We start from the raw sequence: 22,728 nt of genomic DNA on the forward strand, positions 1-22,728 counted from the left end.
AAATTACAACTATAAACAATTGTGCGAATTATTTTTACTTTTTTTTAGCAATGTTTGTTAATCCTCAGTTTTCTGCTACTCTTAAATGGGATTCTAAAATTCTGGTAGCCCCTGTATTACTGTTAATAAAGTGCCCTGCGATCATTCCGCTCTTTCTTCTAAAGTCAGGATTGCTTATGAATTTGTCCATAATCTCTTCAAATTCTTCGGAATTTTTAACAGAAAACAATCCTGCTAATTGTCTTAATCGTGCCGCTTCCGGAAATTTATCGTAATTCGATCCAATGATTATTGGAATTCCGAAGGTAGCCGGTTCCAGAATATTATGTAAGCCGGTCGAACCTGCACCACCGCCGACATAGGCAATGTCTGCATAACTGTAGACTCTTCCAAGGTAGCCAATCGTATCCAGAATAAAAACATTGAAATCTTCAATATTAGCCTTCTTCATTTCTGAAAACTGCAGCACCGGTTGTTTTATTTTATCGCTTAAAGTTTGAATTTTTTCAGCTTTAATCTCATGCGGTGCAATCAGAAACTTTTGTTCAGGATGTTTATTTATATAGTCAATATAGAGGTTTTCATCTTCTGGCCAGCTACTACCAAATACTGTCAAAAGCTGGTTAGCCTTAAAATCTTCAATAAATTCTATACGGTTGTCTTGAGTGATCTGAGCTGCAACCCTGTCGAACCTTGTGTCTCCTGCAACAGTTGTATTCTCAAAACCTATTTTGCTCAATAATTCTGCAGATTCCTCATTTTGAACAAAGAAGTGATCGAAAGCCTGCAAAGAATTGATCATCCATTTTCCGTAGAATTTAAAAAAACTTTGATTTTGACGAAACACACCAGAAACCAGGTATGTGGGAATATTACGATCTTTAAGACCCATTAAAAAATTTGGCCAGAAATCATATTTGATGAAGAATGCCATTTTCGGATTTATAAGTTCAAGAAACTTTTCTGCATTATACTTAGTATCCAGTGGGAGGTAGGTGAAGATATCCACCAACTCATGCTTTTTCTTATTGTTAAAACCCGAAGGAGAGAAGAAGCTCACGATTATCTTTTCTGAAGGATATTCATCTTTCAGCATTTTAAGGACCGGTACTGCCATTTCAAACTCTCCAAGAGAAGCTGCGTGTATCCATATGTAATGTGATCCTGGCTGGAGCAGTTTTTCAAGACGTTGAAACAGGTCTTTTCTTCCTTCTGAAAATTCCTTCAGTTTTGGACTGAATTTTCCGGCAATCGAAATTACCGGCTGGCTGAAATTTATAAGTGAGTTATAGAGAGATTGCATGAATGTAAATCTAATTTCAAAAATAGCCGTTTGTGATTAAAGTGATTGCCAGTAGATGCTATATTTTGTATTTTCGTGAACCTGAAAAAAAATGCAGATGAAAAAGATTCAAATGGTTGATCTTAAAGGTCAGTTCGAAGGTATAAAAAACGAAGTAAATGCTTCTTTCCAGGAAATCATGGAAGAAACATCTTTTATTAATGGCCCTCATGTGCATGCATTTCAGAAGGATCTTGAAGAATATTTAGGTGTAAAGCATGTTATACCATGTGCGAACGGTACCGATGCTTTACAAATAGCTATGATGGGACTGGGGCTAAAACCAGGCGATGAGGTTATAACTGCCGACTTCACATTTGCCGCTACTGTGGAGGTTATTGCCTTACTTCAACTAACTCCAGTGTTAGTTGACGTAGATCCTGAAACTTATAACATAGATCCTGAAAAGATTCGTAAGGCGATCACCCCAAAAACGCGTGCTATCGTACCTGTGCATCTATTTGGCCAGGTTGCAAATATGGATGCGGTGATGGAAATTGCTAAAGAACATGATCTTTATGTGATTGAAGACAACGCTCAGGCTATCGGTGCCAATTATCATACCCGGGAAGCCAGGACGTTTAAAGCAGGTGCTATAGGTGATGTGGGAGCTACTTCATTTTTTCCAAGTAAAAATTTGGGGTGTTATGGAGACGGTGGCGCTATTTTTACGAATAATGATGAATTGGCACATACGATTAGAGGTATCGTTAATCATGGTATGTATGAACGCTACCATCACGATGTAGTTGGGGTGAACTCGAGATTAGATAGTTTACAGGCAGCAGTACTAAAAGCCAAATTACCAAAGCTGGATATCTACAACGAGGCGAGGAAGGCAGCTGCTTTTAAATATACCGAGGCATTTAGAGGTCATGAGCAGATTGTAACGCCTTACCGAGAAGGTGACTGCGATACCCATGTTTTTCACCAGTATACATTAAGGATTCTTAATGGCAAGAGGGATGCGCTGGCAAAACATCTTCAGGAGAAAGGCCTGCCATTCGGAATTTACTATCCAATTCCATTACATAAGCAAAAAGCTTATGCCGATGAGCGTTATAATGAAGCTGATTTTCCTGTAACCAACAGGCTTGTGCAGGAAGTGATCTCCCTACCTATGCACACCGAGCTTGATGATGAGCAAATTGATTATCTTTCAGGAACAATCATCGATTTTCTCAAATAATCAATTTCATGAAAAACATTCTATTAATAGCATTTGCTGTTTTGTTCAGTATGAACTCAATGGCCCAGCAGACCTATATTCACGCTGGAAAATTAATCGACACAAAAAACTCAAGAGTACTGGAAGAGCAAACCATCATTATTGAAGGTAATAAAATTTCTTCCGTAGAGAAAGGTTTTAAGAAACCTTCCAGTGATAGCATTGAGGTTATCGATCTTAAAAGTAAAACGGTTCTTCCCGGCCTTACCGATATGCATGTACATATGGAGGGCGAATCCAATCCTGGTGAGTATTTAGAAAGCTTTACTAATAATCCGGCTGATAACGCCTTCAACTCTGTAGGTTTTGCTGAGAAAACACTGATGGCTGGTTTTACTACAGTTCGGGATCTTGGAGGTTCTGGTATTAACATCTCTCTTCGGAATGCCATAAATAAGGGAAAAATAGCTGGTCCAAGAATTTTCACAGCCGGCAAAAGTCTCGCAACGACTGGAGGTCATGCCGATCCTACGAACGGAGTTAATGCTGAATTAATGGGAAATCCTGGACCGAAGGATGGCGTAGTGAATAGTCTGGAGGATGCAAGAAAGGCGGTTAGGCAACGTTACAAGAACGGCGCCGATCTTATTAAGATTACTGCTACCGGAGGAGTTCTTAGTGTTGCGAAAAGCAGTTCGAATCCGCAGTTCTTTACTGAAGAGATCGAAGAAATAGTGAAGACTGCTAAAGATTACGGTTTTCATGTTGCGGCCCACGCACATGGCGATGAGGGAATGCAGCGGGCGGTAAGAGCAGGAGTTAAAACGATCGAGCATGGTACTTTGATGAGTGAAGAAACCATGGATCTTATGAAGGAAATGAATGCATATCTGGTGCCCACCATCACTGCAGGTAAAGAAGTAACTGAGAATGCAGAGATCGATGGATACTATCCGGATCTTGTAGTTCCTAAAGCTCAGGAAATAGGACCTAAGATTCAGAATACTTTTGCTAAAGCTTACAAGAGGGGAGTACCAATTTTGTTCGGTACAGATGCAGGTGTTTTTAAACATGGAGAAAATGCTCGCGAATTTGAATATATGACCGAAGCCGGAATGCCGGTTATGGAAGCGATCATCTCTGCAACCATCACACCCGCTATAGTATTAAACATGAAAAATGAAAGCGGACAAATCGCCAGCGGTTTCTATGCTGATATTATTGCGGTGAACGAGGATCCTACTCAGAATGTTTCCACTCTAAATGAAGTGGTATTTGTGATGAAAGAAGGAAAGGTGTATAAGAATAAATAAACAGATTAGTAGAGCCAATAGTTTAATTTGGATACTACTCGTTTTTTAAATCTTAGCTAGCTTAGTTAGAGAACAAAAAAAAAGCCCGGTCGCTAAAGATCAGGCTTTTATTGTAATTACTACATTATTTTACTCTATTACTGCAGAAGATGTTGTCATACTTCTATTGATCTTCTTTACTAATCCCTGTAGAACTTTTCCAGGACCAACTTCAACAAAATCGCTAGCTCCATCATTGATCATATTCTGAACAGATTGCGTCCATTTAACTGGAGCAGTTAATTGAAAGACGAGGTTTTTCTTAATCTCTGAAGGATCGTTCACTGCAAATGTGCTTACATTCTGGTAGATAGGGCAAATAGGCTTAGAGAACTCCGTGTTCTCGATGGCCTCGGCAAGATCCTTGCGCGCAGGTTCCATAAGTGGGGAATGAAACGCTCCACCCACCGGAAGTATTAATGCGCGTTTAGCGCCTCTTTCTTTTAAGTTCTCACATGCTTTTTCAACGGCAGGGTATGCTCCGGAAATTACTAATTGACCGGGACAATTATAATTTGCAGCAACTACTACGCCTTGGGTTTCAGCACAAATAGACTCCACCATTTCATCTTCCATCCCCAGGACAGCAGCCATAGTCGATGGTTCTAATTCGCACGCCTTTTGCATGGCTTTTGCTCTTTTGGCAACCAGCTCAAGACCATCTTCAAAACTCAGAGTTTTATTAGCAACCAGGGCTGAAAATTCGCCCAATGAATGTCCTGCTACCATATCTGGCTCAAAATTCTTACCTAAGATTTTACTTAATATTACCGAATGTAAAAACACGGCAGGTTGCGTAACTTTTGTTTGCTTTAAATCTTCCGCAGAGCCTTCAAACATGATATCTGTAATAGAGAAACCAAGGATATCATTTGCTTTTTCAAATAAAGCCTGTGCTTCTGGCGATTTTTCGTACAGATCAAGACCCATTCCGGAGAACTGTGCTCCCTGACCTGGAAATACGTATGCTTTCATAAAGATTGTTTAGAGTAACAAAAATAGGGATAAATAGAAAGACCTCATAACGAAGTTTCGCTATGAGGTCTTATCTAAAAATCGTATGCTTTCTACCTAGACATTTAGTTTTCCTTTTTCTCCAATATCCTGATCATCACCAGTAACAGCGGCCATTCCTAACTTGAAAAGAGTGACCATTTTGCTATCTTTATTATCCCAGTAATATGCTTCTTTTGGGTTTACTTTGATCGCAGTGATACTTGGATCATCATCGCCATCAAACCAAGCATTATCTGCTTTTGAATATAACTCCTTGATCACATCTCTATTGGTTTCGATAAATGCTTCACCGTATACACTTAGAAACTCCATGTCTGAAGTTCCGCTGTATAACAACTGCACATCTTTATCTTTTTCAATATCACGATTGTGATCGCTATCATTCTTGCTCAAAAACCATACAGCTCCATGATCATCTACTTCCTTAGTAGACATTGGTACTGCGCTTAATGGCTTCTCATCCATGTTAGTGACCAGCATGCAGAAATCTACATTTTCTGCCAGTTCCTTAATTTTTTCTCTTGCCTTATCGTCATATAAATTCTTAGTACTCATAGTAATTTTAATTTGAGTTGAAGATACTTTAGATACTAATGAAGCTGAGCTAAGGAACTGCTAAAAAAGAGGATTGTCCTGTTAAGAAATGTAAAATCAGGAGTATTTGTGGATAATCTCGGTAACCTGTGACTTGTAACTTATACCAAAAACATTTAAATGCATAAGTAGATAATACAATTGCCAGAGCTCAATTCTTTGCTCCCAGTCCTTTTCCATGGGATAGTAATCTTGATAAGTTGAAATCATTTGATCGCCAAAACCACCAAAAAGTCTGGTCATCGCAATATCCATCTCTCTGGGTGCATAGGCTATCGCAGGGTCAATAATGCAGGGGCTACCATTCGTGTCAACCAGGTAATTGCCACCCCAGAGATCGCCATGGATCAACGATGCTTTTTCCTTCGGAATAATGGATTCACAATTTTTATATAGACTGGAAGTATCCGGTAGATCGTAACCAAGCTCCTTTGCCAATTTCAGTTGAGGTTCAAGACGCATTTCGGTATAAAAACTTATAGCATTATCTCGATAGGAGTTTTGCTGCGGAAGACTGCCCAGGTAGTTATCATGATCCAGACCAAAATGATCATTTCGCTGAGAATGCAATTTCGCCAGTTGTCTTCCAAAAACTTGCCAGAAATCAGGACCTTTGGTGCCTGTTGGAACATATTCTAATAGCAGGTACGAATAATCATCAAGGATAGCAGTTTCAAAGACTTTGGGGATTTGAATAACTCCGGCAGTAGCAAGTAATTCCAATCCCTTTTTCTCTGCCTCGAACATCCCGGGAAATTTCGAAGCAGAATTAAGTTTAAGAACCAGGTTTTGATCCTTGCATTCTAATTTGTAGACCTCATTGATATCTCCACCGGTAAGTGGCTTAAAACTCTGGATATTGAGGCTATGTTTTTCACCAATCCTATAAATGAGATTTTTCCTGCTTCCTTTCATAGGTTAGGTAGGTAAATGAATAGTTGTGTTTTTCATCTTTATCATGAAACTGATCTTTGACTATTTCCCATTCACTTTTATCAATTTCCGGAAAATGGGTGTCGGCATCAAACTCACCATGAACGCGGGTTAGTTCAATTCTATCAGCATGTTCCATTCCCATTTTGTAAATTTCACCGCCTCCAATTATAAAAGCCTCATCATCCAGTTTTGAAACTTTTAGTGCCTCTTCCATAGAATGTACTACAATAGTATTTTCCGGAGAGTAATCTTTCTTTCGGGTAATGATCACGTGCGTCCTGTCTGGAAGTAATTTCGGGAATGATTCAAAAGTTTTACGACCCATGATAATATGATGCCCGGAGGTAAGTCTTTTAAATCTTTTGAAATCGTCTGGAAGATGCCATACAAGATCGTCATCCTTACCTAGTGCATTGTTTTCTGCTGCCGCAGCAATCATTGTGATCATATTTAACTGTTTATTGGTCTGTCTGGATTCCCAGGTGTAATTCTGTTCTGGAAATCTGTATCTGTATTTTTGGCGTGTGTGGAGCGATCAGGTAGCGGATGGTCTTTTTCTACTTTGCTTTGAAGTTGAGCAATTTTGGCTTGTTGCTTTTTGACCAGTCTGTCTATCTGTTTTGCTTCCCACTCCTTACCCATAAAGCCATTAATGATAAAGACGTTAAAGAAATGGATCAGGAATAAAAGCGTCCATAGTAGAACGGCCCAGACAAACCAGTTATATCCCAGGGGTTTGAAATCTTCCTGGTAACCCACGACCACATTCAATACAATAAGAAAAGCGGCACCAATTAAGAATATTACGAAATGCCGGAATAGTCTTTTTTTCTGTCTTGCTCTCTGCCTGGCATTCTCATAGAGCTCTCGTTGTTCATAATCTATTTTGGATTCGTTTTTCTTTTTGGAAAACATAATAAAAAGTACCTTAGTGTAGTTTCAAATTTACATTTTTATCAAAAGAACTTCCAATAGCTTATGGATAATTTAAGAAAAGGCTTTCCTGTACTTCAGCAATATACATACTTCAACACGGCTGCTTGCGGCTTACTTCCCGAAAAAGTATGGGAATTCAGGCAGGATCATGACATGGATTTTTTCTTAAAAGCAAGTGTTTTAAAAGAGAAAATGGGAGAGATGCTTACAGGAGTACGTGAAAGTATCGGTGCTTTATATCATTGTGCTCCAAATCGGGTAGCTTTGATCCCAAATTTCTCTTATGGATTTAATAGTATCCTGGGAGGAATCGATTCGGGTTCCAAAATTCTACTACTTAAAGATGATTATCCTTCGATTAACTGGCCGGTGGAATCCAGAGATTTTCAAGTCTGTTATGCAAACCTGGATAAAGATCTGGAAAATAATATTCTCGAGGCCATCAAAAAGGAAAAACCAGACGTATTCGCGTTTAGTATTGTTCAGTACATAAATGGAGTGCGCTTGGGTTCAGAATTTATTAAAGAGATAAAAGTGCAATTCCCGGATCTTCTACTTATTGGTGACGGTACTCAATACTTTGGAACCGAGGCATTTGATTTTGAAAATAGCGGATTGGATATCGCGATCGCAAGTTGCTACAAATGGATGAATGCTGGTTACGGTAATGGCTTTATGTTATTTAGCGATCGAGTAGAAGGAAGACTGAATCCTAAACATCTTGGTTTCGGTTCGCTGCAGGGGAAGTACAAAGAACATGAGGGTAATTTTCTTGGCAAATTTGAACCGGGACATTATGATACGCTCAACTTCGGAAGCTTAAAAACTGCGATTGAAATTATTCAGAAGATTGGCTGGGATCCTATTGAAGATCAGATTTCCAAACTGAAACATATAGCCCGGGAACGTTTCACATCGGCTGGTTTGTTAGAAGAATGGGTTGCAGAGAGAGAGAACTATTCATCTCTATTTAGTATTAAGGGTGATGAACAACTATTTAATAAATTGAAATCAGAAGATATTATTACTTCTATGAGAGGAAACGGAATTCGAATTAGTTTACACTACTTCAATTCTGAAAAAGAGCTAAATAAACTGTTTGCTGTACTCGGGATTTAATCTTAAAATCCTAGTGATAATCAATATTTTTGTATCCTAAACCGTTTTCGAAATACAGAATTATCTCTTTAATTAATTAAAATTAGTAATTCAGTAAAAATGACGTAGATCCCTGATATGTATTGCATTACAAGTATATTTTGATTTAATTTGAAGAGTCAATCAACAAATTAAAATTATGCCAATTAGCAAGCAATACTTGAAGTCCAAACCGGAATGTAAGATCACTTTTAACCTTCCTGCGAAAGAAGCAGAGCAGGTAGAATTGGTGGGTGAGTTCAACGACTGGAAACCAGCAAAATTGAGGAAGTATAAAAATGGTAATTTCAAGACTCAGCTTAATTTACCAGTAGATAAAGCATACGAATTCAGATATCTTGTAGACGGACAGTGGCAAAACGATCCAGCTGCAGATGCCTACAAATGGAACGATTTCGCGGGAGATGATAATAGTGTGGTAAGTGTATAGACCCTATTCAGTTACCTGAACACCCTTCCAGAAGGCTACGTAATTTTCGATGGGTTTGGCCGCGTGACTTGCCTCCGGGTAGAACCATGCTGCATCTTCATTTTTTTCACCATCTACTTCTATGTCATAGTAGGAAGCTTTGCCTTTCCATGGGCATCGGGTGGTAAATTCACTTGGTTTAAAGAACTTGTCCTTAATATCTTCAGGAGGAAAATAATAATTATTCTCAACGATCTTCGTTTCAGAACTTTCTGCAATTACGGTGCCTTTCCAAATAGCTTTCATAGTTCAGTAAATTTATTTCCTTCTAAAGATATAATTTTTAAAGCAGTTCTCTGAATCTGCAAAATTACGTTCTACTACCAAACCAGCTTCATCTGCTAACCAGCTTACGATTGCATCATCATATTTCTGAGAAATCTCCGTATGTATGCTCTCCCAGGCATCGAATTTGACTTCCAGTTCGAGTTTATTGATCTTAACCATTTGCTCTTCCTTGCTCACTAAGAAACTGCGGGCGGTACCAGTTTCCGGATCGTAGGTTTCCCAATGCTTGAATTTTTCTACTTCAAATTCACCGTCCAGTTCGTGGTTAATTCTTACCAGTAAATTTTTATTAAATCTTTCCGTAATCCCAGCGGGATCATCGTAAGCATTCATAATAGTTTGTGGGTCCTTCTTTTGATCAAAACCCATGAACAACATATCGTCATCGCTCATCGCTACAGCAATATTCCGAAGAAAATCTACTGCTTCGGTATGCGATAGATTCCCAATATTACTACCCAGAACAAGTATGACTTTTTTTCGGGAATTATACTCTGCAAGTTTCTCCAGTGTTTCAAAATAGGTCCCTTGTTGAGTTTTTACAGAAACTTGCGGAATCTCTTTTTTTAAAGCATCTTCAAGTTCATCCAGCACATTCTGACTAATATCAACAGGTAAATAATTGAACTTATATTCTTTGTCTACCAGTTCCTTTAGAAGAAGTTTGGTCTTTTTACCGTCTCCTGCGCCAAGTTCAATAAGATCAAAATCGTTCTCACTGCTAAATATCTTAGCGATATCAGTCTTGTTCTGTTTTAAGATATCAAACTCACAGCTGGTAAGGTAATATTCAGGCATTGCCATGATTTCCTGAAATAATTTGTCTCCTTTTTTATCGTAGATATACTTGGAATGCAAATATTTTGGATAGCTGGTAAGTCCTTTATGTGTGTCTTCAGCAAAGACAGATTCGAACATGGTTGCAGATTGATTTTTCATATTTTATTATTTAACGAGTCTGAAACCCGTAAACTGCCATCTTAATTGTGGATGGAAAAAATTTCTATAAGTATAACGGCTATGCTTACTGGAAGTAGCGACTGAAGCTCCACGAAGAACCTTTTGGTTTACCATAAACTTTCCATTATACTCTCCAAGAGCGCCGTCTGCTTTTTGATAATTTGGATATGGAGAATAAGCGCTTTCTGTCCATTCCCATCTGCTTCCCCAGTCAAAATCCTTTTGAGCAATTTCCCACTCTTGCTCAGTTGGTAATCTCATACCTTTCCATTGTGCATATGCAAAAGCTTCATAGTAACTAATATGGGTAACCGGAGCATCCAGATTCAGAGGCTTTAATCCACCTAAAGTGTACTGATGCCACTTGTTTTCGATCTTATGCCAGTAAAATGGTGTTTTAATTTGATTAGCATTCACCCAATCCCAGGCTTCAGCATGCCATAACAGAACATCCTCATATCCACCAGCATCAATAAATTCTAAGTATTCTGAATTAGTTACTAGTTTGTTAGATATACTGAAGTCGTGTAGATAGGTTTTATGTGTACCTAATTCGTTGTCGTAGCAGAAATCTTCTGAAGTATGGCCAATTTCATAAATACCTTCAGGAATATCAAGCCATTCTCGCTCAAAATCCTGAACAGGGTTTTCTCGAAACTGCTGATTGTATTCTGGCATTAAAGGATTATTACCTAAAATATACTTGATATCTGCATACAATAGTTCCTGATGTTGTTTTTCATGATGACAGCCTATTTCCAGAACACTCAGAGCTTCTTCCGAAAGCTTATAATTTTCTAGTAATCTGACAGTTTCGGTCGTGATATATTCTCTGAATTTATAGATCCAGGCAACAGTCGGTCTTGAAAGATTTCCCCTGTCTGTTCGTACTACTTTTTCACCAACACTTTCGTAATAGCTATTAAAAACAAATGCTGTGTTCTCATCGAATAGCGAATGGTTTTTAGCATATTTTTTTAAAACAAATTCTTCAAAGAACCAGGTGGTATGTCCTAAATGCCACTTAGGAGGTGAAACATCTACGATTGGTTGTACCACGTAATCTTCAGTTTCCAGGAAGGAGCAAATATTTTCTGAATCTATTCGGGTCTCTTTGAAAAGATGTAGTAATTCGGATTGTGACAACATAAAAAATGAGCGATACTTTTTGGTATCACTCAAATTTACAAATTTTTCAAAATGAGCTTGCAAGTAGCTCGTTAAGGTCGAGTTAAAGTGTTAATTACTTGAAATTCCAACTGCAACTGGCAGGCTATAAGTCACCGCTACAGGTTTGTCATTGAGTATTGCCGGTTGCATGGAAGGAATAGTACTTACTACTCGAATAGCTTCCTGGTTGAATACTTCATTTTCTCCATCTGCTGTCACATCAACAATTTTACCTTGATCGTTAATGACAAAATGCACTGTAGTTCTGAATATTGAGTTGCCTTTTTTCTTTGATCTCAGAATATCAGTATTGAAAGATCTATTGACATAACGCGAAATGTTTTCAGCTAAACAAATTCTTTTATCTTCATTATTCTCACAATCACGAGGTATAGGCGGGATATCTACAGATTTAATATTTGAGATATCATTTTGTTTCTCTAATTCAATCCTATACGAAACCATAACATTTACCGGCTGATCCTTTACTAATCCCGGACTATAGGTGGGTAAACTGGATAAGATTCTACGTCCTTCCAATTCTATCTCGTCATTATTACCTTTTACAGATGACCATCGCAGTTTGCCATCTGTACCAATGATGATCCTAAAGTTTAAGGTATAAGCAGACTCAGATTCTGAAATCAATTCTTGATTAAATTGATTGATCACAAAATCAATAAATGCTTTCTCAGAACACATACTAATATTTGCAGATTCTGAGCAACCCACAAAAACTGGAATTTTATCCACTTCATCCCATGGAACTATGTCAGGATTTTGAGATTGAATAGAATTTGTGAATAGAAAGAGTAAACTTAGAAAACTTATGAGTTTCATTTAGAAAGTTAAGGGGATTTTGTAGCTAATCGCTCTAGGCTTTCCAGCTAGCTGTCCTGGTGTCATCGTTGGTATCGCTTCGATCATTCTTTTTGCTTCCTTATTGATTTTTGGGTGTTTACCAGTGACTTCTTTAACCACCACTTTTCCTTCTTCGTTTACAACTAATGAAACTGTGGCTTTTCCTCTAATGTATTCACCGTTTTCATTTTTTGGATACTTATAATTTTCCTTTATATGTTTCATTAACATGGAATTGAAACAGGCTTTTGTATCTTCACTTGCTTCACAACCCGGCCAGACCGGTGCAGTCTCTTTCATAGAAACCTTGTTTCCTTCTACCGATACATCGTCTTGAGCGACGGCTCCAAATCCTATGAATAATAATGCTACTAGAAATATATTTTTCATACTAATATTTTTGGTTTAATCTGGTTGTTGCAATTATCCCGCCACGATGGACTTGGCAAAAGTTTGCTTTTCAAACTGCTACTTTACCTTTGATTGCCGGATATGGATCATAGTTTTCTAAACTGAAATCTTCAAAAGTAAAATCAAAGATGTTTTTTATTTCAGGATTTAGTTTCATTTGAGGAAGTTCTCTGGGTTCTCTGCTCAACTGAAGTTCCACCTGCTCCATATGGTTGCTATAGATATGAGCATCACCAAAAGTATGAATAAAATCACCCGCTTCATATCCACATACCTGTGCCATCATCATGGTGAGTAGGGCGTAAGATGCAATATTAAAAGGAACTCCTAGAAAAATATCTGCACTTCTCTGGTATAACTGGCAAGATAATTTGCCGTCTGCCACATAAAACTGGAAAAATGCATGACATGGAGGTAAGGCAGCCTTACCATTCGCTACATTATCTGAAAATGAAACAGAAGTATCTGGTAATACTGAAGGATTCCAGGCAGAAACCAGCATTCTTCGACTATTAGGATTTGTTTTTAATGTCTCTACGATCTCCTTGATCTGGTCGATCTCTTCGCTATTCCAGTTTCTCCATTGATGTCCATATACAGGGCCAAGATCACCGTTTTCATCTGCCCATTCGTTCCATATTCTTACGCCATTATCTTTAAGGTATTCAATATTCGTATCTCCTTTTAGAAACCACAATAATTCGTAAATAATCGATTTTAAATGAAGCTTTTTGGTAGTAACCATAGGGAAGCCTTTGCTGAGATCGAAGCGCATCTGGTAACCGAAAACACTTTTTGTTCCAGTGCCGGTTCTGTCACCTTTTTGAGCACCCGTTTCAAGTACATGTTTAAGAAGATCGTGGTATTGTTTCATGAAGAAAAGCTTGATTATTGAGCGAAAAGTCGAGCAATAAAAATAAGAAAATCGGCTAAACTTTAGACTGAATTCCAGTCCAATCTATAATAATTTAGCATTCTTCATCACCATCTTCAACTACCGCACATCTATCTGCATGGTAAGCATTTCGTTTTCCCATGGGTCTTTCGGCCCCAATCGTAGAATCAATTTTAGTCTGGTGTTCCATTTCAGAATTAATTTCAGCACCCATAAGAACAATAAAAGCGGTAAGAAATAACCATAACATTAGAATAGCTACTGCGGCGAAGCTTCCGTAGAGATCATCATAACTACCAAAATTCCCAACATACCACGAGAATGCAATGGAACCACCAAGCCAGAAGATAGTACCCAGAATAGCTCCCCAGCTCACCCAGCGCATTTTAGGATTGGTTCGGTTTGGAGCCAGTTTATAGACCATACTTAACATCACAATAAGAATAACTCCCAGGAAAACCCAGCGCAACCAGGTAAGCATATGTTCAAGACCTGGTGTAAGGCCAATATTTTTGATAAGTAGCGGAAAGAAAATTACGATAAGCAAACTTATTAAACCTACTACTACACCTGCCAAGGTAAATAGCAAAGTAAGAAGGTTCTTTTTGATAATTCCACGAGTGTCAACTTCATCATAAGCGATATTAACACCCTGAAATAATGCACTGGTTCCCTTGTTCGCACTCCAGATACTCACTAGGATACTAATGACTAATCCCCAGCCAATTTCTTTACGATCCTGTTCTATGACCGGATTGAGAATATCGGCGATCATACCATATGCCTGTTCCGGTAGTATCAAAGTAAGTCTGGATAATTGCTCTTGTATTTGCGCGGGATCTAATACCAGGCTGTAAATAGAAATAGCTACTACAATTGTTGGAAAAATAGATAGGAAAAAATAAAAGGCAACTCCGGCAGAAACAATCTGAACATGGTCTACCGCCATTTCCTTATAGACACGCTTTCCAATATCTACCCAGCCTTTAAATGGTATCTGATGCGGCCATTCCGCATTCTGTCCTCTATTTCCTCTTTTTGAAGCTACTTTTTCCATATTCTGTTTTACTGAGCACGGCAAATTAGCACATTTTCAGGCTGCTGAAGAATATGAGATTACAAAGTTTTCTAAAAATTAGGCTGTTAACCAATGATCATTCCGGCGATCGTAGCGGATAAAAGGGAGGCAAGAGTTCCACCAATTAATGCTTTCATTCCAAATTCAGAAAGAACTTTACGTTGTCCTGGAGCTAATGATCCAATTCCGCCAATTTGAATCCCTATGGAAGCGAAATTAGCAAAACCGCAGAGCATATAAGTAGCCATAATGACCGACTTTTCGTAATTCAGGCTTAATGCGTTTGCAGGGTTTTTAAGGTCTGCCAGTTGAACATATCCTACGAATTCACTTGCTGCCAGTTTAATTCCAAGCAACTGTCCCATTAGCATCATATCTTCTTTTGCCACACCTATGACCCACATCAAAGGAGAAAAGATGATTCCTAAAATCGATTCCAGAGAGAATTTAGAATATGGAGTATATTCTGCCATGACACTGTTTAAAGTAGTAAGCGCACCTAAATATCCAAGGATATAATTGATCATGGCGATAAATGCGATGAAGACTAGTAGCATCGCTGCAACATTCGCCGCCAGTTTTAAACCTTCAGTAGTACCATTTGCTATGGCATCTAGAATATTACTTCCAATCTTGTCTGAAGAAACTTCTACATCTGTATTTACAGCCTCCTGTTGTGGATATAAAATTTTTGAAATTACGATAGCACCAGGTGCAGCCATTACTGAAGCGGCAAGCAGGTGTTTAGCAAATTGAAGTCTTAATTCCGGATCATCACCACCAAGAAATCCAATATATGCAGCGAGTACACCTCCGGCTACAGTAGCCATCCCGCCAATCATAACCAGTAGAATTTCAGACCTGGTCATACGTTCCAGATAAGCTTTTATCATTAGAGGTGCTTCGGTCTGTCCTAAAAATATGTTCCCGGCAACACTAAGGCTCTCAGGTCCAGAGATTCCCATTAATTTGGTAAGTACCCAGGCCATTCCTTTTACAACGATCTGGATTACTCCAAGGTAGAATAAAACTGATGTTAATGCGGAGAAGAAAATTATGGTAGGTAATACCTGGAATAGAAAAATAAATCCAAAACTATCCACGTCCATCATTCCGCCTAGTAAAAATTCACTTCCTGCCGCGGTGAAATCAAGGATCAATACAAATACTTGTCCTACGAATTCGAATACTTTCTGAACCACTGTGATCTTTAAAACACCAATAGCCAATATTAATTGAGCTCCTAGTCCTATACCAACAGTTTTCCAGCTAATCGCTTTTCGGTTACTACTGAAGAGGAATGCGATGAGTAAAAGCACGAACATACCAAGAATGCCTCGAATCAAACTTGAAGTGGACATTCCCTGGCTGGGTATCATTTGCTTCGCAGCTTTCACAGGGATCACATCTTCAGCAAGCTTTGGCTTTGCTGAAAGTTCGAAGGTGTTATCTCTACCTTTGATGCTTAGTTTTTGATCGCTAATCCCAGTCACCCTCAGATTTTGAATAGTATCCTTTGGTGAGTTATAGAACAGGACCAGTAATTTCTTTTGATATAGATAGTCTCCGGAAGCAATGGTATCCTGTTCAGAATTTGTCAGAAAAAGGAAGCTACCTTCATTAAAATGAACTTCTTCAACATCCTGAAAAACTGAATTCTCTTGAAATTCAGCTGAATTTTCCAGAGTCCAGGATTTGGAAATGGTTTGTGAAGAAGCTGATGCAATAGAAATTAAGACCAGAAACAGGCAACACCAGAGTTTATTCATTATAGATTATTTTCTTTTGGAGATCTCGTCCCTTAGACGAGCGGCTTTTTCGTAATCTTCCTGATTTACAGCCTGGGCAAGTAGCTCATTAAGTTCTTCCAGTGACATCTTGCTGAAACCTGAATCGCTATCCATTTTCACTTCAATGTCCTCGCGTAAAAGTTCTTCTTCAATAATTTCCTCTTCATCTTTCATTTCCTTAGCACGCTGACTCTCGTCTGCTTTCAGGAAAATTCCAGCTTTATCAAGAATGTTCTTGTAGGTGAAAATAGGGGCGTCAAACCTTAGTGCAAGTGCAATTGCATCACTGGTTCGGGCATCCACAACTTCCTCGACACCTTCACGTTCACAAATAAGACTGGAGTAAAATACGCCGTCTACGAGTTTGTGAATGATAACCTGTTTAACCGTGATCGAGAACCGATCTGAAAAGTTTTTGAAAAGATCGTGGGTAAGTGGTCTGGGAGGTTTGATCTCTTTTTCCAACGCTATCGCAATGGATTGTGCTTCAAATGCTCCAATAACAATTGGTAACTTACGTTCACCATCCTCCTCGTTAAGAATCAGGGCGTAAGCTCCATTTTGTGTTTGACTGTAAGATATTCCTTTAATGTTCAGACGAACTAAACTCATGCTTCGTAAAAATTAAAAAGGCTGTCTAAATAAGGACAAAATTACCAGATCTAGACAGCCCTTTTATGGGTCGCAATTTAGAAAAATTATGCGTTTTTCTCTTTAAATTCCCTCAATTTTTCATTTAGCTTCGGTACGATCTCAAAAGCGTCTCCAACCACCCCGTAATCTGCAGCTTTGAAGAAAGGCGCTTCAGGATCATTGTTAATTACAACTTTGGTTTTGGCAGCATTAATACCGGCAAGATGCTGAATTGCACCAGATACACCAATTGCAATGTATAAATTGGATGCTACAGGCTTACCTGTTTGTCCCACGTGTTCACTGTGAGGTCTCCAACCCATATCACTAACTGGTTTGGAACATGCAGTTGCAGCTCCAAGAATTTCAGCCATTTCTTCGATCATTCCCCAGTTTTCAGGACCTTTAAGTCCTCTACCTCCTGAAACCACAGTTTCAGCATCGGCGATCGTTACCTTATTCGTTGCCTTATCTACAGATTCTACGTTTACAGTGAAATCTTCATCTGAAAGTTCCGGGCTAAAATCTTCAGCAGTCGCAGCTCCCTGAGATTCTTTAAGACCGAAAGCGTTCTTGGATAGACCAAGCACTTTCACATCGGTATCGATCTTAGTGAAATTAAATGCTTTATTCGTGAAAGCAGTTCTTTTAACTGTAAAAGGATCTGCGCTCTCTGGCAATGCCACAACATTAGATGCATATCCTGCTTCCAGGTGTACTGCAAGTAGTGGTGCTAGATATTTACTGTTTGCACTCTGACTAAGAACTACAACCTTGCTGCTTTCCTGAGTTACCGCCTGTTTAATGGCATCAGAATATGCTTCAGCATTGAAATTATTCAATTTGTCGTTGTTTACTTTCAAAACTTTGTCAACCCCGTAGTTTCCAAGCTCTGAAACATCATCAACATTGAAGGTTACCGCAGTAACACTGGTTCCCAGCATGTCTGCAACTTCCTTTGCGTAAGATGCAACCTCGAAAGAGGCTTTCTTAAATTTTCCTTCTTCTGATTCTATATATACTAAAACTGACATTTTCTAAATTTTTTAATTCCTGAATCTATTTTATTCTGAATTTTGATTAGATCGCTTTTGCTTCGTTGTGAAGTAAGTTGATCAATTCATCCAGATTGTCAGGATCAATTAATTTCACATCTCCTTTTGGTGCTGGCTTCTCAAATTTTACAACTTCGGTTTTTACTGAAGTTTCCGCAGGCTCAACAACATTTAAAGGTTTTTTACGCGCTTGCATAATTCCTCTCATGTTCGGGATACGAAGATCAGATTCTTCAACCAATCCTTTCTGTCCTCCAATAACTAGTGGAAGAGAAGCAGTTAAAGTTTCTTTACCGCCATCGATCTCACGAAGAGCTTTCGCTTTGTCACCATCGATCTCAAGGCTAATACAGTTATTAATGAAATTAGCATCCAGAATTCCGGCTAACATTCCTGGAACCATTCCACCATTATAATCAATAGACTCTCTACCTGCAATAACAAGGTCATAACCGCCGTCTTTAACAACTTTAGCCAATTCCTTTGCTACCTGGTATCCATCAGTTGCAGGAGTGTTTACTCGAATTGCTGTATCTGCTCCAATTGCAAGTGCTTTTCTAAGTGTAGGCTCGGTTTCAGCTCCCCCAACATTTACAACATCTACACTCGCGCCTTGTTTTTCTTTGAACCACATCGCTCTGGTAAGACCAAATTCGTCATTCGGGTTTATTACAAATTGAACACCATTTGTGTCAAACTTCGTGTCTCCTTCCGTGAAATTGATTTTGGATGTAGTGTCAGGTACGTGACTAATACAAACTAAGATTTTCATATATAAGGTTCTTTTTTTAATAAAACGTTTTCGCAGACGAAGGTAAGTATTTTATATCAAAAAAAGCTATGCATGCATAATAAATTTAACCAAAAGAATCAGTCAAATTTTAGTTGATTTTTGGTTTTGTGTGTGTTTTAATGCGCAATATGTATAAAACTATGCAAAATAATGAGATTCTCGTTATTCGTGATTTAAGCATTTCCGAAGAACTCTGCAACCTCTAAATTTTTGCTTACAATTATGGTATTTACCTTAATGAATTACTATTTTTGCTCTGCAGGAATTAAAATTAAGATTTTACATAATGAGGACAATTCAATTTAGAGAAGCTATTGCTGAGGCGATGAGCGAAGAAATGCGTCGCGACGACAGTATCTATTTAATGGGTGAAGAAGTTGCTGAATACAATGGTGCCTATAAAGCTTCCAAAGGTATGCTTGACGAATTTGGTCCGGATAGAGTTATAGATACACCAATCGCTGAACTTGGATTTTCTGGAATAGGAGTTGGTTCTGCCATGAACGGTAACCGTCCTATCATTGAATTCATGACCTTTAACTTCTCACTTGTAGGGATTGATCAAATTATCAATAACGCTGCAAAAATGCGCCAGATGAGTGGCGGGCAATTTAATATTCCAATTGTATTTCGTGGACCAACAGGATCTGCAGGTCAATTGGGAGCAACTCACTCACAGGCTTTCGAAAGCTGGTACGCAAACACACCAGGCCTTAAAGTCATCGTTCCATCTAACCCGTATGACGCTAAAGGATTATTGAAAGCTGCGATTCGTGATGATGATCCGGTGATCTTTATGGAGAGTGAGCAAATGTATGGAGATAAAGGTGAAGTTCCTGAAGATGAATATGTTATTGAAATTGGTAAAGCCGATATCAAGCGTGAAGGTTCTGATGTTACTATTGTTTCCTTCGGAAAAATAATCAAAGAAGCTTATAAGGCAGCTGAAACTTTAGCTGAAGAAGATATTTCATGTGAGATCATTGATCTTAGAACGATTCGTCCTTTAGATATAGATATCATCCTTGAATCAGTTAAGAAAACCAACCGTCTAGTGATCCTTGAGGAATCATGGCCTTTTGGAAATATTTCTACGGAAATTTCTTATCAGGTACAATCTAAAGCATTCGATTACCTGGATGCTCCAATTATAAAGATCAATACAGCAGATACTCCTGCACCTTATTCACCTGTTCTTCTGAAAGAATGGTTGCCAAATAGTGAGGATGTTGTTAAAGCTGTGAAAAAGGTCATGTACAAGTAAACCTTTTCAACCTATCTTTGAAACTTCATCTAAACGATGAAGTTTTTTTTTATCCTATAATGAACAAATACACCTACCTTTTTATACTTTTTCTCCTTCCAGTTTTCAGTCTAATCGCTCAAACAAAAGCTGGAGGAATTGTTACCGATGACACCGGAGCTACTGTGCCTTTTGCGAATGTAGTTTTCGCAAATTCTACTTCAGGAACGACTACCAATGAAGTTGGTGAGTTTTACCTTCAGTCAGATGATAACTATGATACCCTTGTGTTTTCCTTTATTGGCTACAAAACCAAAAATATCGCTTTAAAATCCAGGGTCAATCTAAACATGGAAGTGAAGCTGGAGCAGGAAGCTTCCAGTCTTGATGAAGTAGTTATCTATCGTGGGAAAACCTCGAAGAAGAACAACCCGGCAATTGATATCTTAAAGAAAGTTTGGGCAAACCGCCGAAGCAACGGTGTAAATGCTTTCGACCAGTATAGTTATAAGGAATACGAAAAACTTGAATTTGATCTCAATACCATAGATAGTGCTGTCGTAGAAAGCAGGATCTTTAATGGAATGGAGTTCATTTTCGATTATGCAGATACCAATGCAGTGACCGGGAAGACTTATCTGCCTATGTTCATTAACGAGTCGGTAACCCAGGTTTATGGGGATAATAAGATCAATGAAGAGAAAAAGGTTTTACTAGGAAACAAGAATTCCGGATTCAATCAGAATAGGAACCTGATCGATTTTGTGAAGGATATTTATGACGATTACGATATCTATAAAAACTATATCAAGTTCTTCGATAAATCCTTTGTAAGCCCAATCTCGACTACAGGGATCGATACCTACAATTATGTGTTGTCTGATAGTGCTTATATCGACAATAAGTGGTGCTATAATATCGTCTATTATCCACGCCGTGAGAATGAACTAACTTTTAAAGGAGATTTCTGGGTGAATGATACGACCTGGGCAGTGAAGAACATCAATCTCGAAACTACTAAGGATGTAAATATAAACTGGATCAAACAGGTTTATATCGAACAGGATTTCGAAGTTCTGAATGATTCTGTTTTTTTGATAGAGAAGGATTTCTTTATGGCCGACTTCGGAATAAACAAAAAGAAAACCTCACAGGGAGTTTACGCGAAACGAACCATGCTTTACGATGAGTATGAGTTTAATAAAGAACGGGGATCGAGTTTTTATAATCAACCAGTTTACAATCCGCAATCTCAGGCTTATAATAGAAGTGACGAGTTCTGGAGTGAAAACAGGCTGGAACAGTTAAACGATGATGAAGAAGGAATCTATGTAATGCTGGACAGTCTTACAAAGACAAAGGCTTTTAACAGATTGTATGATATAGCCACGATTGCGCAGTCTGGTTACGTAGAGTTTGATGGATGGGATTATGGTCCTGTTTATTCCACTTTTGGATTTAATGACGTGGAAGGAGTTCGAACCCGTTTTGGAGGAAGAACCTATTTCGGGCAGAATGATCCATGGAGAATCGAGGCATATGGCGCTTATGGATTTAAAGACCATAAATTCAAGTATGGAGTATCAGCAAAAGTTCTGCTGGATTACAAAATGCGACTAATCTTAAGTGGTGGAAACCGAAGGGATGTAGAGCAGTTAGGAACCAGTCTTACTAATTCCACAGATGTTCTGGGAAGGAGTCTTGCGTCTTCATCGCTTCTGAATGTTGGAGATACAGATAAATTGAGTTCTATTAATTTAAGTGTTTTTTCCGTACAACTGGAACCGGTAAAAAATCTTACCCTAAGATTCGGAGCTAACTACAGAATATTACAACCAGCATCTGAAGGTTTTAGTCTTGAATATTACGTAGACGACACGCGTACGATCACCGATAGTGAGATTAACCAAACCGAACTTTCTACGATCATAACCTGGACACCGGGTAGGAAAACTTCTGGCTTTGGAGTGGAGCGTAATGTGGTGAATGAAGAGGATTTTCCAACTTTATTTTTAAACTACAGTCTTGGAGTTAAAGAAGTTTTTAATAGTGATTTTGATTATAAGAAACTTCAGTTCTTTTACAATCAGCCATTGTTAATTGGTGGTTTTGGTAGATCCAATATCAGCCTGGAAGCCGGGAAGACATTTGACGCTGTGCCTTTAGGTTTGCTGAGTGTAGTTCCTGGAAACCAGACATATTTTAGTATGTATAATTCGTTTCCAACACTGGATTTCTATGAATTTGTGACAGATAGTTATTCAGCTATTCATATCGACCATAATTTTAATGGAAGGCTATTTTCAAGAATTCCGTTGCTAAGGGATTTAAACCTGCGGGAATTAGTAGGATTTCGAGCGGTCTATGGAGATATTTCACAAGATAGTAAAGATTTAGATGCTTCCGGTTTACCGCTGGTAGCTCCAGATAATGATCCGTTTTACGAGTATAGTCTGGGTATTGGAAATATTTTAAAGGTCATGCGGTTTGATGTTCATTTCCGTGGAAATTACTTCGATAATTCTGATGCAAGGAGTCTTGCGTTTACAATAGATTTCGGATTTCACTTTTAGATAATA

Annotated in this window: 23 protein-coding genes; 6 read left to right on the forward strand and 17 right to left on the reverse strand. The window is 38.4% G+C overall.

Going from position 1 to position 22,728, the window contains the following annotated elements; translation table 11 throughout:
• Positions 1 to 64: 64 nt before the first annotated feature.
• Positions 65 to 1,303, reverse strand: a complete 1,239-nt coding sequence (locus tag ACNI3T_RS09785; RefSeq protein WP_418227629.1) for a 3-deoxy-D-manno-octulosonic acid transferase — start codon at positions 1,301 to 1,303, stop codon at positions 65 to 67.
• A 97-nt stretch (positions 1,304 to 1,400) separates the two neighbouring features.
• Here ACNI3T_RS09785 and ACNI3T_RS09790 point away from each other — a divergent pair, with 97 nt between their 5' ends.
• Together ACNI3T_RS09790 and ACNI3T_RS09795 are read left to right on the forward strand one after the other, a co-directional pair.
• Positions 1,401 to 2,531, forward strand: a complete 1,131-nt coding sequence (locus tag ACNI3T_RS09790; protein ID WP_418227630.1) for a DegT/DnrJ/EryC1/StrS family aminotransferase — start codon at positions 1,401 to 1,403, stop codon at positions 2,529 to 2,531.
• Positions 2,532 to 2,539: 8 nt separating this feature from the next.
• A complete protein-coding gene (locus ACNI3T_RS09795) occupies positions 2,540 to 3,823 on the forward strand; it encodes a metal-dependent hydrolase family protein (RefSeq protein WP_418227631.1) in 1,284 nt (427 codons plus the stop codon).
• A gap of 129 nt (positions 3,824 to 3,952) precedes the next feature.
• Here ACNI3T_RS09795 and fabD read toward each other — a convergent pair whose 3' ends face one another.
• From fabD to ACNI3T_RS09820, 5 genes are all read right to left on the reverse strand, one after another.
• The gene (gene fabD / locus ACNI3T_RS09800; protein ID WP_418227632.1) at positions 3,953 to 4,837 is read right to left on the reverse strand and encodes an ACP S-malonyltransferase; all 885 of its coding nucleotides are present in this window, start codon (positions 4,835 to 4,837) and stop codon (positions 3,953 to 3,955) included.
• Between the two features lie 96 nt (positions 4,838 to 4,933).
• The gene (locus ACNI3T_RS09805; protein WP_418227633.1) at positions 4,934 to 5,434 is read right to left on the reverse strand and encodes a pyridoxamine 5'-phosphate oxidase family protein; all 501 of its coding nucleotides are present in this window, start codon (positions 5,432 to 5,434) and stop codon (positions 4,934 to 4,936) included.
• A 96-nt stretch (positions 5,435 to 5,530) separates the two neighbouring features.
• Complete coding sequence (locus ACNI3T_RS09810; RefSeq protein WP_418227634.1) at positions 5,531 to 6,388, reverse strand: fructosamine kinase family protein; 858 nt, start codon at positions 6,386 to 6,388, stop codon at positions 5,531 to 5,533.
• Complete coding sequence (locus ACNI3T_RS09815) at positions 6,357 to 6,857, reverse strand: dihydrofolate reductase (protein WP_418227635.1); 501 nt, start codon at positions 6,855 to 6,857, stop codon at positions 6,357 to 6,359. The genes ACNI3T_RS09810 and ACNI3T_RS09815 overlap by 32 nt, the downstream gene beginning before the upstream one ends.
• Positions 6,858 to 6,859: 2 nt before the next feature.
• On the reverse strand, positions 6,860 to 7,324 hold the full coding sequence (locus ACNI3T_RS09820) for a 2TM domain-containing protein (protein ID WP_418227636.1): 465 nt from the start codon (positions 7,322 to 7,324) through the stop codon (positions 6,860 to 6,862).
• Positions 7,325 to 7,387: 63 nt separating this feature from the next.
• Here ACNI3T_RS09820 and ACNI3T_RS09825 point away from each other — a divergent pair, with 63 nt between their 5' ends.
• Entirely contained in the window at positions 7,388 to 8,464 is a 1,077-nt protein-coding gene (locus ACNI3T_RS09825; RefSeq protein WP_418227637.1) for an aminotransferase class V-fold PLP-dependent enzyme, read from the forward strand.
• A 178-nt stretch (positions 8,465 to 8,642) separates the two neighbouring features.
• Positions 8,643 to 8,933: an isoamylase early set domain-containing protein gene (locus ACNI3T_RS09830; protein WP_418227638.1), complete on the forward strand. Its 291-nt coding sequence runs from the start codon at positions 8,643 to 8,645 to the stop codon at positions 8,931 to 8,933.
• 3 nt (positions 8,934 to 8,936) lie between these two features.
• Here the strand turns inward: ACNI3T_RS09830 and ACNI3T_RS09835 are convergent, their stop codons facing one another.
• From ACNI3T_RS09835 to ACNI3T_RS09885, 11 genes are all read right to left on the reverse strand, one after another.
• A complete protein-coding gene (locus tag ACNI3T_RS09835; protein WP_418227639.1) occupies positions 8,937 to 9,218 on the reverse strand; it encodes a DUF427 domain-containing protein in 282 nt (93 codons plus the stop codon).
• Positions 9,219 to 9,230: 12 nt separating this feature from the next.
• Positions 9,231 to 10,199: an L-histidine N(alpha)-methyltransferase gene (locus ACNI3T_RS09840; protein ID WP_418227640.1), complete on the reverse strand. Its 969-nt coding sequence runs from the start codon at positions 10,197 to 10,199 to the stop codon at positions 9,231 to 9,233.
• Between the two features lie 6 nt (positions 10,200 to 10,205).
• Entirely contained in the window at positions 10,206 to 11,369 is a 1,164-nt protein-coding gene (gene egtB / locus ACNI3T_RS09845) for an ergothioneine biosynthesis protein EgtB (RefSeq protein ID WP_418227884.1), read from the reverse strand.
• A 90-nt stretch (positions 11,370 to 11,459) separates the two neighbouring features.
• Positions 11,460 to 12,230 carry an energy transducer TonB gene (locus ACNI3T_RS09850; protein ID WP_418227641.1) on the reverse strand — a complete coding sequence of 257 codons (771 nt, stop codon included), beginning with the start codon at positions 12,228 to 12,230 and terminating at the stop codon, positions 11,460 to 11,462.
• Entirely contained in the window at positions 12,231 to 12,641 is a 411-nt protein-coding gene (locus ACNI3T_RS09855; protein ID WP_418227642.1) for an energy transducer TonB, read from the reverse strand.
• 70 nt (positions 12,642 to 12,711) lie between these two features.
• Positions 12,712 to 13,536 (reverse strand): thymidylate synthase, encoded by an 825-nt coding sequence (locus ACNI3T_RS09860; RefSeq protein WP_418227643.1) that lies wholly within the window; start codon positions 13,534 to 13,536, stop codon positions 12,712 to 12,714.
• Positions 13,537 to 13,630: 94 nt separating this feature from the next.
• Entirely contained in the window at positions 13,631 to 14,614 is a 984-nt protein-coding gene (locus ACNI3T_RS09865; RefSeq protein ID WP_418227644.1) for a YihY/virulence factor BrkB family protein, read from the reverse strand.
• A gap of 86 nt (positions 14,615 to 14,700) precedes the next feature.
• A complete protein-coding gene (locus ACNI3T_RS09870) occupies positions 14,701 to 16,404 on the reverse strand; it encodes a NupC/NupG family nucleoside CNT transporter (protein ID WP_418227645.1) in 1,704 nt (567 codons plus the stop codon).
• 6 nt (positions 16,405 to 16,410) lie between these two features.
• Positions 16,411 to 17,037, reverse strand: coding sequence for a bifunctional nuclease family protein (locus ACNI3T_RS09875; RefSeq protein ID WP_141878620.1), 627 nt, complete (start codon positions 17,035 to 17,037; stop codon positions 16,411 to 16,413).
• A gap of 86 nt (positions 17,038 to 17,123) precedes the next feature.
• On the reverse strand, positions 17,124 to 18,092 hold the full coding sequence (locus ACNI3T_RS09880) for an electron transfer flavoprotein subunit alpha/FixB family protein (protein ID WP_418227646.1): 969 nt from the start codon (positions 18,090 to 18,092) through the stop codon (positions 17,124 to 17,126).
• A gap of 46 nt (positions 18,093 to 18,138) precedes the next feature.
• Positions 18,139 to 18,885, reverse strand: coding sequence for an electron transfer flavoprotein subunit beta/FixA family protein (locus ACNI3T_RS09885; protein ID WP_141878618.1), 747 nt, complete (start codon positions 18,883 to 18,885; stop codon positions 18,139 to 18,141).
• 307 nt (positions 18,886 to 19,192) lie between these two features.
• On the opposite strand from ACNI3T_RS09885, the gene ACNI3T_RS09890 reads away from it, so the two are divergent.
• The gene (locus tag ACNI3T_RS09890; RefSeq protein ID WP_418227647.1) at positions 19,193 to 20,170 is read left to right on the forward strand and encodes a pyruvate dehydrogenase complex E1 component subunit beta; all 978 of its coding nucleotides are present in this window, start codon (positions 19,193 to 19,195) and stop codon (positions 20,168 to 20,170) included.
• A gap of 59 nt (positions 20,171 to 20,229) precedes the next feature.
• Positions 20,230 to 22,722, forward strand: a complete 2,493-nt coding sequence (locus ACNI3T_RS09895; protein ID WP_418227648.1) for a DUF5686 and carboxypeptidase-like regulatory domain-containing protein — start codon at positions 20,230 to 20,232, stop codon at positions 22,720 to 22,722.
• The last annotated feature ends 6 nt before the right edge of the window (positions 22,723 to 22,728 follow it).

The organism is Christiangramia qingdaonensis (assembly GCF_048381525.1).
GTDB lineage: Bacteria > Bacteroidota > Bacteroidia > Flavobacteriales > Flavobacteriaceae > Christiangramia.

Excerpts from the sequence above, each read along its gene's own strand:
- ACNI3T_RS09785 (WP_418227629.1), bottom strand. The coding sequence starts at position 1,303 with ATGCAATCTCTCTATAACTCACTTATAAATTTCAGCCAGCCGGTAATT.
- ACNI3T_RS09790 (WP_418227630.1), top strand. The coding sequence starts at position 1,401 with ATGAAAAAGATTCAAATGGTTGATCTTAAAGGTCAGTTCGAAGGTATA.
- ACNI3T_RS09795 (WP_418227631.1), top strand. The coding sequence starts at position 2,540 with ATGAAAAACATTCTATTAATAGCATTTGCTGTTTTGTTCAGTATGAAC.
- fabD (WP_418227632.1), bottom strand. The coding sequence starts at position 4,837 with ATGAAAGCATACGTATTTCCAGGTCAGGGAGCACAGTTCTCCGGAATG.
- ACNI3T_RS09805 (WP_418227633.1), bottom strand. The coding sequence starts at position 5,434 with ATGAGTACTAAGAATTTATATGACGATAAGGCAAGAGAAAAAATTAAG.
- ACNI3T_RS09810 (WP_418227634.1), bottom strand. The coding sequence starts at position 6,388 with ATGAAAGGAAGCAGGAAAAATCTCATTTATAGGATTGGTGAAAAACAT.
- ACNI3T_RS09815 (WP_418227635.1), bottom strand. The coding sequence starts at position 6,857 with ATGATCACAATGATTGCTGCGGCAGCAGAAAACAATGCACTAGGTAAG.
- ACNI3T_RS09820 (WP_418227636.1), bottom strand. The coding sequence starts at position 7,324 with ATGTTTTCCAAAAAGAAAAACGAATCCAAAATAGATTATGAACAACGA.
- ACNI3T_RS09825 (WP_418227637.1), top strand. The coding sequence starts at position 7,388 with ATGGATAATTTAAGAAAAGGCTTTCCTGTACTTCAGCAATATACATAC.
- ACNI3T_RS09830 (WP_418227638.1), top strand. The coding sequence starts at position 8,643 with ATGCCAATTAGCAAGCAATACTTGAAGTCCAAACCGGAATGTAAGATC.
- ACNI3T_RS09835 (WP_418227639.1), bottom strand. The coding sequence starts at position 9,218 with ATGAAAGCTATTTGGAAAGGCACCGTAATTGCAGAAAGTTCTGAAACG.
- ACNI3T_RS09840 (WP_418227640.1), bottom strand. The coding sequence starts at position 10,199 with ATGAAAAATCAATCTGCAACCATGTTCGAATCTGTCTTTGCTGAAGAC.
- egtB (WP_418227884.1), bottom strand. The coding sequence starts at position 11,369 with ATGTTGTCACAATCCGAATTACTACATCTTTTCAAAGAGACCCGAATA.
- ACNI3T_RS09850 (WP_418227641.1), bottom strand. The coding sequence starts at position 12,230 with ATGAAACTCATAAGTTTTCTAAGTTTACTCTTTCTATTCACAAATTCT.
- ACNI3T_RS09855 (WP_418227642.1), bottom strand. The coding sequence starts at position 12,641 with ATGAAAAATATATTTCTAGTAGCATTATTATTCATAGGATTTGGAGCC.
- ACNI3T_RS09860 (WP_418227643.1), bottom strand. The coding sequence starts at position 13,536 with ATGAAACAATACCACGATCTTCTTAAACATGTACTTGAAACGGGTGCT.
- ACNI3T_RS09865 (WP_418227644.1), bottom strand. The coding sequence starts at position 14,614 with ATGGAAAAAGTAGCTTCAAAAAGAGGAAATAGAGGACAGAATGCGGAA.
- ACNI3T_RS09870 (WP_418227645.1), bottom strand. The coding sequence starts at position 16,404 with ATGAATAAACTCTGGTGTTGCCTGTTTCTGGTCTTAATTTCTATTGCA.
- ACNI3T_RS09875 (WP_141878620.1), bottom strand. The coding sequence starts at position 17,037 with ATGAGTTTAGTTCGTCTGAACATTAAAGGAATATCTTACAGTCAAACA.
- ACNI3T_RS09880 (WP_418227646.1), bottom strand. The coding sequence starts at position 18,092 with ATGTCAGTTTTAGTATATATAGAATCAGAAGAAGGAAAATTTAAGAAA.
- ACNI3T_RS09885 (WP_141878618.1), bottom strand. The coding sequence starts at position 18,885 with ATGAAAATCTTAGTTTGTATTAGTCACGTACCTGACACTACATCCAAA.
- ACNI3T_RS09890 (WP_418227647.1), top strand. The coding sequence starts at position 19,193 with ATGAGGACAATTCAATTTAGAGAAGCTATTGCTGAGGCGATGAGCGAA.
- ACNI3T_RS09895 (WP_418227648.1), top strand. The coding sequence starts at position 20,230 with ATGAACAAATACACCTACCTTTTTATACTTTTTCTCCTTCCAGTTTTC.